The organism is Caldovatus sediminis (assembly GCF_014644455.1).
Classification (GTDB): Bacteria; Pseudomonadota; Alphaproteobacteria; order Acetobacterales; family Acetobacteraceae; genus Caldovatus; species Caldovatus sediminis.
On the sequence record NZ_BMKS01000003.1, the window covers coordinates 454788 to 464232 of the forward strand.

Annotated in this window: 10 protein-coding genes and 1 tRNA gene; 2 read left to right on the plus strand and 9 right to left on the minus strand. The window is 75.8% G+C overall.

Annotated features, from left to right (window positions below; all coding sequences use genetic code 11):
- Positions 1-31: 31 nt before the first annotated feature.
- The 8 genes from upp to IEX99_RS07340 all read right to left on the minus strand — a co-directional run bounded on the left by upp (position 32) and on the right by IEX99_RS07340 (position 7714).
- Positions 32-715 carry a uracil phosphoribosyltransferase gene (gene upp / locus IEX99_RS07305; RefSeq protein ID WP_188899347.1) on the minus strand — a complete coding sequence of 228 codons (684 nt, stop codon included), beginning with the start codon at positions 713-715 and terminating at the stop codon, positions 32-34.
- A complete protein-coding gene (locus IEX99_RS07310; RefSeq protein WP_229677857.1) occupies positions 712-2583 on the minus strand; it encodes a peptidoglycan -binding protein in 1872 nt (623 codons plus the stop codon). The genes upp and IEX99_RS07310 overlap by 4 nt, the downstream gene beginning before the upstream one ends.
- A 146-nt stretch (positions 2584-2729) precedes the next feature.
- Positions 2730-3872, minus strand: a complete 1143-nt coding sequence (locus tag IEX99_RS07315) for an FUSC family protein (RefSeq protein WP_188899348.1) — start codon at positions 3870-3872, stop codon at positions 2730-2732.
- The gene (locus tag IEX99_RS07320) at positions 3869-4744 is read right to left on the minus strand and encodes a hypothetical protein (protein ID WP_188899349.1); all 876 of its coding nucleotides are present in this window, start codon (positions 4742-4744) and stop codon (positions 3869-3871) included. The genes IEX99_RS07315 and IEX99_RS07320 overlap by 4 nt, the downstream gene beginning before the upstream one ends.
- Positions 4745-4808: 64 nt before the next feature.
- Positions 4809-5696 (minus strand): inositol monophosphatase family protein, encoded by an 888-nt coding sequence (locus tag IEX99_RS07325; RefSeq protein ID WP_188899350.1) that lies wholly within the window; start codon positions 5694-5696, stop codon positions 4809-4811.
- 268 nt (positions 5697-5964) lie between these two features.
- On the minus strand, positions 5965-6534 hold the full coding sequence (efp, locus tag IEX99_RS07330) for an elongation factor P (protein WP_188899351.1): 570 nt from the start codon (positions 6532-6534) through the stop codon (positions 5965-5967).
- Positions 6535-7020: 486 nt separating this feature from the next.
- A tRNA-Pro gene (locus IEX99_RS07335) sits at positions 7021-7094 on the minus strand.
- Between the two features lie 92 nt (positions 7095-7186).
- Entirely contained in the window at positions 7187-7714 is a 528-nt protein-coding gene (locus IEX99_RS07340) for a DUF192 domain-containing protein (RefSeq protein WP_188899352.1), read from the minus strand.
- Between the two features lie 282 nt (positions 7715-7996).
- On the opposite strand from IEX99_RS07340, the gene IEX99_RS07345 reads away from it, so the two are divergent.
- Positions 7997-8254 carry a hypothetical protein gene (locus tag IEX99_RS07345; protein WP_188899353.1) on the plus strand — a complete coding sequence of 86 codons (258 nt, stop codon included), beginning with the start codon at positions 7997-7999 and terminating at the stop codon, positions 8252-8254.
- Positions 8255-8278: 24 nt separating this feature from the next.
- On the opposite strand, the gene IEX99_RS07350 is transcribed toward IEX99_RS07345, so the two are convergent.
- Positions 8279-8554, minus strand: a complete 276-nt coding sequence (locus IEX99_RS07350; protein ID WP_188899354.1) for a MarR family winged helix-turn-helix transcriptional regulator — start codon at positions 8552-8554, stop codon at positions 8279-8281.
- A 387-nt stretch (positions 8555-8941) separates the two neighbouring features.
- On the opposite strand from IEX99_RS07350, the gene IEX99_RS07355 reads away from it, so the two are divergent.
- A complete protein-coding gene (locus IEX99_RS07355) occupies positions 8942-9403 on the plus strand; it encodes an IS630 transposase-related protein (protein ID WP_188899355.1) in 462 nt (153 codons plus the stop codon).
- The last annotated feature ends 42 nt before the right edge of the window (positions 9404-9445 follow it).

Sequence of the window (9445 nt, forward strand, 5' to 3'; positions counted from 1 at the left end):
AGAAGCTTGCGGATCGCAAGCCAGAACCCGGTCACGCCCCTTGCCGCCTACCCTCCGCCCCCGTTCCGAAGCAGCGGTCCCCCGCGTCCCCAAGCCCCGGCACGATGAATCCCCGCGCGTCGAGCCGCTCGTCCAGCGCCGCCGCGAACACTTCCACCTCCGGATGCGCCGCGCCGAGCCGCGCCACCCCCTCCGGCGCCGCCACCACGCAGAGCATCCGCACCCAGGGCGCCCCCGCCTCCTTCAGCCGCGCCACCGCCGCGACGGCGCTGCCCCCGGTCGCCAGCATCGGGTCCAGCAGCAGCGCCCCCCGGCGCCCCAGATCGCGCGGCAGCCGCACCAGGTACTCCCTCGGCCGCAGCGTCGCCTCGTCGCGCAACAGGCCGATGTGCCCCACCGGCGCCTCCGGCATCAGCCGCCGCACCCCCTCCAGCAGCCCGAGCCCGGCCCGCAGCACCGGCACCAGGCAGGGCTCCGGCGCGGCGAGCACGCGGTGCCGCATGGTGGCGAGCGGCGTCGCCACCGCCGTCTCCGCCTCGTCCAGCGCGCGCGTCGCCTCCACCGCGAGGATCGCGCCGACCTCGCCGAGCAGCCGGCGGAAGGCGCCGCTCGGCGTCGCCGCGTCGCGCAGCCGCGCCAGCCGGTCGCTCAGCAGCGCGTGCCGCACCACGCGCAGATTCGGCGGCCCCCCCGCCGCCCCCGCCCCGCCGCTCATCGGTCGGTTAGCCGGAGCTCGATGCGGCGGTTGCGCGCATAGGCCTCCGGCGTGTCGCCCGGATCGAGCGGCTGGGTGTCGCCGAACGCCGTCGCCGCCACCCGGTTGGGCGGCAGCCCTTCTTGGATCAGCAGCTGCGCCACGGCGATCGCCCGCGCCGCGGAAAGCTCCCAGTTGCTCGCGAACCGCGCGGTGCGGATCGGCGTGCGGTCGGCGTGCCCGTCCACGCGCAGGATCCACGCGATGTCCGGCGGGATCTGCCGCGCGATGTCGAGCAGCACGCGCGCGAGGTCGCGCACGCTGCGCTCGCCCGCCGCGCTCAGATCGGCCGAGCCGGGCGGAAACAGCACCTCGGACTGGAAGACGAAGCGGTCGCCCACCACCCGCACCTCCGGCCGGTCGCCGAGGATGCGGCGCAGCCGCCCGAAGAAGTCGGACCGGTACTGCTGCAGCTCCTCGACCCGCGCTGCCAGCGCCGCGTTCAGCCGCGCGCCGAGATTGGCGATCTGCACGTCCTTCTCGGCCTCCGCCGCCTCCGACGCCGCGAGCGCGGCGTTGACGCGCGCCAGCTCCGCACGCAGCGCCTCGATCTGGCGGTTCAGCAGCGCGAGCTGCGCCCGCGCGCTGTCGGCGAGTCGCGTCTGCTCGGCCGCCCGCGCCTGCGCCGCCTCGCGCGCGCGGGCGTCGGCCTCGGCGCGCGCGGCCGCCTCGGCCGCGCGGCGCGCCGCCTCCTCGGCCCGCGTCTCGGCCGAGCGCCGGCGCTCCTCCTCCGCCGAGGCGAGGCGCAACGCCTCGGCCTGCCTCATCTCCGCGGCGAGGCGCCGGCGCTCGGCCTCCTCCGCCCGGGCCGTGGCCTCCGCCGCCTCGCCCGCGGCCAGGCGCCGCAGCCGCTCCGCTTCCGCGGCGAGGCTGCCCGCCCGCGCTGCGGCGGCCTCGGCCTCGCGACGGCGCCGCTCCGCTTCGCTCGCCTGCTCGCCGGCCCGCATCGCCAGGGCCTCCGCCGCGCGGCGGCGGCGCGCCTCCTCCTCGGCGCGCGCCATCGCCTCCTGCGCCTGGCGCTCCAGCTCGTCGCGCAGGGCGGCGAGCGCCTGCACCTGCTGGCTCAGCCGGGCGATGTCGGACAGCCGCGCCTCGACCGTCTCGCGCTCGACGCGCACCTGGCGGTCCAGCGCCTCGGCCTCGCGCCGCATCGCCGCGAGGTCGCGCCGCGTCGCCTCCAGCGCCGCCCGCGCCTCGGCGAGCTGCGCGCGCGTCGCCGCGAGCTGCTCCCCGAGCACCGCGCGCTCGCGTTCCGTCGCCTCGCGCGCCTCGCGCTCCAGCGCCAGGCCGCGGCGCGCCTCGTTCAGGTCGCGCACCGTGCGCGCGGCGTCGCCGCCCGCCGCCTCGGCCCGCGCGAGCGCCTCGGCGAGGCGCTGCTCCAGCGTCGCCACCCGCTCCGACGCCCCGCGCGCGGCGAGGTCGAGGTCGGCGAGCCGCGCCGCCAGCCGGTCCCGCTCGGCGCGCGCCGAGTCGCGCTCCGCGCCGAGCCGGTCGCGCTCCTCGCGCAGCCCGGCGAGCTGGCGGGCCAGCGCCTCGCGCGCCGCCGCCGCCGCGCGCAGCTCCTCGGTGGTGCGGCCGAGGCTGCTGCGCAGCTCCTCCGTCTGCCCGCGCTCGAGCGCGAGCATCTCGCCGAGCTCCGCCACCTGCCGGTGCAGCCGGTCGAGCGCCTGGTCGCGCGAGGACAGCGCGACGGAGAGGAACCCCTGCGCCAGCACGAAGACCATCAGCACGAAGATGACGACCAGCAGCAGCGTGGACAGCGCATCCACGTAGCCGGGCCAGGCGTTGAGTCCGCCGCGGGCGCGCCGGCCGCCGCCGATCTCGGCCATGGCGGGCTAGGCCGGGACGGGCGGGGGGGCGCCGCCGCCCCGCAATCCCCGCCTCCCGCGGCCGGTCAACCCGACCCGGGGCCGGGTTTGCGCCCGGCGGAAGGGCACCGGAGGGCAGGCCCCTCCCGCGCGCGCCGCCGCGGCGCTCACCGCGGCTGCTCCTCCGCCAGCGCCGCGATGGTCCGCGCCACCAGCTTGATCTCGCTGCGCAGCTCCTCGGTCGCCTGGATGCGCCCCTGCGACACCTCCTCGAGCAGCCGCGCCATGTAGAGCTCGAGGTTGCGGATGTGCCCGCGCGTCGCCTCGTCCATCGCGCCCTGCGCCTGCGCCTCCGCGAGCCGCTGCAGCGTCGGCGCCAGCCCGGTCTGCGCCTCCGCCAGCCGCACCATGATCTGCTGGTTCGCCCGCATCTGGTCGGTCAGCACGGAGAGTCGCTCGGTCAGCGTCGTCAGCGCGTGCGAGGTCGCCCCGCGCGCCTCCTCCCCCCGCGCCAGGATGCGCTGCAGGCCCTCGAGGTTCTCCGCCGTCTGCTCCAGCAGCGCCTGCACGTAGGCGGGCACCGAGCCGCCCTCGCCCTCCGCGCCGAGCACGCCCGAGGACAGCCGCGTCACCCCCGCGAGCCACTCCTCCAGCTCGTTGTAGAAGCGGTTCTGCGCCTGCCCCGCCGTCAGGTCGAGGAACCCGAGCACCAGCGCCCCGGCGAGTCCGAGCATGGAGGCCGAGAACGCCGTCCCCATGCCGCGCAGCGGCTGCGCCAGCCCCGACTTGAGCTGGTTGAAGAGCTGGTTCAGGTCCCCCGACCCGACCGACATCCCCTGGATCACCTCCGCCACCGACCCGATCGTCAGCAGCAGCCCCCAGAAGGTCCCGAGCAGCCCAAGGAAGATCAGCAGCCCGGTCATGTAGCGCGACACCTCGCGCTGTTCGTCGAGCCGCGACCGGATCCCGTCCAGCATGGTCCGCGTCGCCAGTGCCGAGAGCGTCAGCCGGTCGCTCCGCCGCGCCGCCAGCATGTGCGCCATCGGCGCGAGCAGCCGCGGCGGCGCCAGCTCCGGCGCCCCCGGCAGCGGCTGGATGTAGGCCTCGAGCCACGCCACCTCGCGCCGCAGCGCCAGCACCTGCCGCACGGTCCAGAAGATCCCGAACAGCAGCACCAGGACGATGACGGTGTTGAGGATCGGGTTGGTGGCGAAGGCGTGCGCGAGCTCGGGGCTCAGCACCGCCGCGAGCAGCGCGACCGGCCCGAGGAAGGCGGCCATCTGCCAGAGGTAGCGGGCCGGCGAGGTCATCGCGTCACCGCCCCTGCGCCCGCCGCGTCGCGCCGCGGGCCTCCCGGCGGCCCGTCCGCGGGCGGCAGGATGTCCACCGCATCCACCCCCTCCTCCGTGCGCCCGAGCGGCCGCAGGTCGATCCGGGTCGGGTCCACGCCGCCCGCCACCAGCGCCCCCTTGACCGCCAGCGCCCGCGCCAGCGCAAGCCGCCGCTGCGCCGAGACCTCCATCCCCGGCGGCGCGGCCACCTGGGCGAGCACCGTCACCCGGCCGCCACCCTCCTTCGCCGCCGCTGCGAGCCGCCGCCCGATCGACTCGGCCGCCCGCGCCGTCTCGGGATCGAGCGCCGCCGCGGCGTCGGCACCGTCCGGTGCCCCGGCCGTGACCCGCAGGCGATACCCGCCTCCGGGCCCGCTCTCCACCCCGGCGAGCGGATCGGCGGCGGAGGCCTCTGCCGCACCGCCGCGCCGCGCCGCCACCGGCGCCTCCAGCGCCACCGGAGGCGGCGGCGCCGGTGGCGGCTCCGGCAGCAGGGCCGCCGTCCGCAGCGTCCCCTGCTCCTCCTCCATCGTCCCGCCAGCGGTCGGCGGGGCGCGCAGCAGCTCGATCAGCGGCGAGGGCATGGGCGGCGCCGCCGGCGGCCTCCCCGGCAGCGGCAGGCCATCGGGCCCGAACTCCGCCGCCGGCGCCCCGGCGTCGCCGTCTCCGCCCGGCATCGCCGCACCTGACGCCGCCAGGCTCCCCGCCGCGGCCGCCATCGCCACGGCCGCCGCCAGCCGCAGCGCGGCCGCCCGCGCCGCGCCGCCGCGTCCGCACCCCGCCATCGCCGCGCCGCCGGGGCGCGGCGCCAGGCGAAGCCCCGATTCCCGCCGCCGGATCACGCGGTCCACCCTAGGCCAGCCTGCGGCCTCGCGTCCATGCGCGCCCCGGATCACTGGCGGCGCGGCCCGCCGCTCATGGCCTCGGGCGTCCGTCCCCCTCCGCCGCGCCCTCCCGGACGCCAGCCGAGGCCGCCGCCGGCACCGTCCCGCCGCGCCCCGCGGCCGCCGCGATCCCCTCGGCCACCGCCTCGCGCAGCCGCGGCTGCAGCGCCGGGTTCCCCGCCACCACGTTCCCGTTCGCGTAGGGATCCCCGCCCTCCGGGTCGGTCACGAATCCCCCCGCCTCGCGCACCAGCACGATCCCCGCCGCGATGTCCCACGGCTTGAGGTTCAGCTCCCAGTACCCGTCGTAGCGCCCTGCCGCCACCCACGCGAGGTCGAGCGCCGCCGACCCGAACCGGCGGATGCCCGCCACCTGCGGCATCAGCCGCGCCAGGGTGTGGCTGAACTCCGCCTTGCGGGGTGCCCCCGCGAACGGGATCCCCGTCGCGAACACCGCCTCCCGGATGTCCCGCCGCGCCGACACCCGCAGCCTGCGCTCGTTGAGGAACGCCCCCTTCCCCTGCTCGGCCCAGAACATCTCGTCCGCCACCGGGCTGTACACCACCCCCGCCACGATCTCCGACGCCGCGCCGCCCCGGGCGCCGACCCGCCGCTCGACCCCCACGCTCACCGCCCAATGCGGGATGCCGTGCAGGAAGTTCGTGGTGCCGTCGAGCGGGTCGACGACCCACCGCCAACGCCACTCCGCCTCGCCCCCCTCCCCGCTCTCCTCCATGAGGAAGGCGAAGTCCGGCCGCGCCCGCGAGAGCTCCGCCCGGAGCGTCTCCTCCGCCCGCAGGTCCGCCTGCGAGACGAAGTCCGACGGCCCCTTCACGCTCACCTGGAGCTGCTCGACCTCCCCGAAGTCGCGCAGCAGCCGTCGCCCGGCCTTGCGGACGGCGGTGGTGAGCACCTGCATCGCAGGCGACATGCGGGGAGAGGGCGGGGGCATGACTCGGGCCTGAACGCGCGAGGGAACACCGGTTCGTCGGCGCCGCCGGCGCCGCACGACGACGCCACGTCCTCGCCACCCCCGGCCCGCCGCGCGCATCGCGGACCGGACGGCGGCCGGACGGATGGAGGGGCGGAGGGGCACCCGAGGCGTCCGAGGCGCCCCCTCCGCCCGTCCATCCACCCCGCCGCGCGCCTCCCCGCCGGGCCTCGCCCGGCCGGTCCGGCGCCACGCGTCAGCCCTTCGCCCGCTCCACGTAGGAACCGTCCGTGGTCCGCACCACGATCCGCTCCCCGGCCGTGATGAAGGGCGGCACCATGGTCCGCACCCCGTTCTCGAGCACGGCGGGCTTGTAGGAGGAGGCGGCGGTCTGCCCCTTCACCACCGGATCGGCCTCGGTCACCGTCAGCGTCACCGTCTCGGGCAGTTCCATCGAGACCGGCTCGCCCTCGATCAGGCGGAGGCTGACGGTCATGTTCTCCTGCAGGAAGGGCAGGCGGTCGCCGAGGATCTCCTTCGGCACGGAGATCTGCTCGTAGGTCTCGGGGTCCATCAGGACGAGGTTGTCCCCGTCGGTGTAGGAGTAGACGTACTCCTTGTCCTCGGTCGTCAGCCGCTCGACGGTGTCGGAGGTGCGCCAGCGCTGGTCCTTCTTCGCGCCGGTCTTGATGTTGCGCATCTCCACCTGGATCACGGCCGCGCCCTTGCCGGGGATCATGATGTTCTGCTTGAGGATGGTGTAGCGCTGGCCTTCGAACTCGATGACCATGCCAGGGCGCATCTGGTTGGCCTGCATCTTCGCCATGGGAGTCGCGTCCGGATCGGGTGGTGGAAAGGAGCAATGCCGAACCGCCCGCGCATGCCTGGGCGGGCGGTGGGAGCCGGCGTCGGGCGGGGAACTACACGGGCGGGAGCAACAGGGCAACGGGCGCCGGCCTCGCGGCTGAGGGCCGCTTTCATCGGCCTTCCTCGGCGCCGGACCGCCCTGGATCGCCGAGGCGGTGCAGCCCACCCGGCATGGCTTGGCAGGGACGGCGCCGACTGGAAGGCGCGGCATTGCCTCGACGCGATGCCGGCGCACGACCGGGCGATGACGGAATCGCCCGGCCCTCCCTCGTCGAATGCATCGTGCGCCGCCCGGCCGGCCTCGGCGGTGCGGCGGCCCGTCGCGGAGACGATGCCGGGCGCGCTGCGGACCAGGGGTCGCGAGGCAGGTCGGCGCTTCCATGGGGAGGAAGGTGGCGATCGCCTCGGGATGTCCCTTCCGGCGATCCGGCAATGGCCTCGGGGATCGGGGCGGCGGGATTCGAACCCACGGCCTCCTGTACCCAAAACAGGCGCGCTACCAGGCTGCGCCACGCCCCGCACGCGCAGCGCAAACTATGGGCAGGAGGGGACACCGGCAACCCTCGCCGTCCGACCCGGCCAGGCGCGGCCAGACCTGACGAAGAGGAGCGTCAGGGCGCCGTGCCGAAGATGCGGTGCAGCACCCGGTCGCCGACCCGAATGCCGAGCCGCTCGGCGGTGCCGCCGGCAAGCTCCAGGGTCGCCCGCACCGGCCCGCCGCTCGGGATCGGCGCGAGGCTGTGCGGCACCGTCCGCTCGGCGATGCGGTGGATGCGCCCGTCCGCGGCGATGAACAGCATGTCGAGCGGGATCAGAGTGTTGCGCATCCACATGCTCGATTCGCGCGGGGTGCCCCAATCGAACAGCATGCCTTCGTCGGGCGCGACGTGGTCGCGGAACATCAGCCCCACCATCTGCTGATAGGGTTCCACCGCCATCTCCACGCGGAAGGCGTGACGCCGCGCGCCGTCGCGGCTGACGATCACCAGCGTCTCCTGTGGCAGGCGCGGCTGCGGCTCGCTGATGCCGGGCTGGGCGCGGGCGGCCCGCGGCACCGGCGGAAGCGGGCCGAAACCCGCAAGGAACAGGCCATGGACAAGGGCAAGGAGGTCTCGGCGGCGGAGGCGGATCGGCGGCATGGGTCCGATCTATAGCGCGGGGGCATGGCGCCGTCCCGCCCGCCGGCAGGCGAGCGAAGGCCCCGGTCGCGCCAGGCGCCGCACGGTCGTGCCTCGGCGCGCGAGACGCTACCGGCCCGCCCGCTCTCGTTCTTGTGTATTCACGCGCAAAACGTTTCGACGATCTCATTCTTGTGCGGGGCGAAAGGGATGCGGCCCGATGCCGCGCGGCCCGCTCGCCATGGCCGGAGGCGCGCGGGCATTCACGCGCAGCGGTCGGGACGGTTCGGGACGAGGTCGAAGATGCGGCACAAGGATTGGACGGTCGCGAAAAACCGCTCGGAGGCGCAAGCACGGCACCGCACCGACGCCACCCTGCGCCTGCTCCTGTTCGGCGAAAAGGCGGCGCGCGCCCTGTTCGCCACGGCCCTCATCGCCACCACCGCGGCGCTCTGCGCGGTTGCGCTGATGGGGCCAGATGTGCTCGCTTCGACGCGGGCGGAGGCCCTGCCGAGCATGTGGAGCCGCCTGCGGCTCGCCCTCTCCGGGATGTTCGGCTGAGGGCGGGCTCGCGAAGCGCGGCGCTCAGGCCGGGTCCCCGACCAGGCGGTCGCGGAGCATGCCGAGGAAGGCCCAGCCCCCCGGCGTCGGGCTCACCAGAACATTGCGCCGGCACGCCGGGTCGCTCACGCGGCGCACGAGGTCGAGCGCCGTCAGGCGGTCGAGCGCCCGGGTCATAGCCGGCCGCGGGATCGCCAGCATGTCGGCCAGGGCGCAGCAGGTGCGCGGCTCCTCTCCGTCATGGACGACAAGCAGAACGGCGAGCTGGCGCAGCGTCAGGTCGCGACCGACTCCCGGCACGAGGGCCCGCACCAGCAGCCGCAGGGGATCGAGGGTCGCACCCGCTCCCGGCGGCGCGGCGCCGCCGGTCCGGGAGGCACGGGACCTTCCCTTGGGTCCTGGCAGACGCCGCCGGCGGTCGGCGGCGGGAGCGTTCCACAGGAGCGGCAGGCCGGTCTGGCGGCCGCCGATCGGAATCCTTCGGGACGGATCGGACGAGGGGGACATCGGGGGGGCGGACTCGCTCTGGCGCAGCAGGGGGCACCTCAAATACAACCATAAGTTGGTTCTGATGGCAATGACTCGCTTCAGATGCGGATCTGGTCCGGAGGGTCTAGAGCGGATTGCTTGGTGAGTTGAACGGCCGGTTCGGGTCCGCGTTGGGCTGGCTTTGGAGGGTCCGAAGCCATGGCGTTGTCGGTCGATCTGCGGGAGCGCGTGCTGGCGGCGCATGAGCGGCGCGAGGGCAGCCAGCGCGTGCTGGCCGAGCGGTTTGGGGTGGCGGTTGGCACGGTGAACGGCTGGCTGCGGCAGGCCGGCGCGGGCCGCCGCGCCCCGCTGCGCCGCCGCGGCGGGCGCGCCGCGCTTGGTGGTGCGGGGCCGGAGGAGCTGACCGCCCTGGTGGCCGAGCGGCCGGACGCCACGCTGGCCGAGTACGCCGCGATGCTGGCCGAGCGGGTGGGACGGCGGTTCAGCCCGGCCGTGCTGTGCCGGGCGCTGCGGCGTGCTGGCCTGCGGCGCAAGAAAAAACCTGCACGCGAGCGAGCAGGAACGGCCCGATGTCGCCGCCGCACGGGCAACCTGGCGGGCGGAGGTCATGGATCAGGTCGATCCCGACCGGCTCGGGTGGCGTCCCGTGTGGTGGTGTAGGAGGGTCAGAGCCCGGGGCGCGTAGCGAAGCCCCTGGTGGAG

Excerpts from the sequence above, each read along its gene's own strand:
- upp (WP_188899347.1), bottom strand. The coding sequence starts at position 715 with ATGAGCGGCGGGGCGGGGGCGGCGGGGGGGCCGCCGAATCTGCGCGTG.
- IEX99_RS07310 (WP_229677857.1), bottom strand. The coding sequence starts at position 2,583 with ATGGCCGAGATCGGCGGCGGCCGGCGCGCCCGCGGCGGACTCAACGCC.
- IEX99_RS07315 (WP_188899348.1), bottom strand. The coding sequence starts at position 3,872 with ATGACCTCGCCGGCCCGCTACCTCTGGCAGATGGCCGCCTTCCTCGGG.
- IEX99_RS07325 (WP_188899350.1), bottom strand. The coding sequence starts at position 5,696 with ATGCAGGTGCTCACCACCGCCGTCCGCAAGGCCGGGCGACGGCTGCTG.
- efp (WP_188899351.1), bottom strand. The coding sequence starts at position 6,534 with ATGGCGAAGATGCAGGCCAACCAGATGCGCCCTGGCATGGTCATCGAG.
- IEX99_RS07340 (WP_188899352.1), bottom strand. The coding sequence starts at position 7,714 with ATGCCGCCGATCCGCCTCCGCCGCCGAGACCTCCTTGCCCTTGTCCAT.
- IEX99_RS07345 (WP_188899353.1), top strand. The coding sequence starts at position 7,997 with ATGCGGCACAAGGATTGGACGGTCGCGAAAAACCGCTCGGAGGCGCAA.
- IEX99_RS07355 (WP_188899355.1), top strand. The coding sequence starts at position 8,942 with ATGGCGTTGTCGGTCGATCTGCGGGAGCGCGTGCTGGCGGCGCATGAG.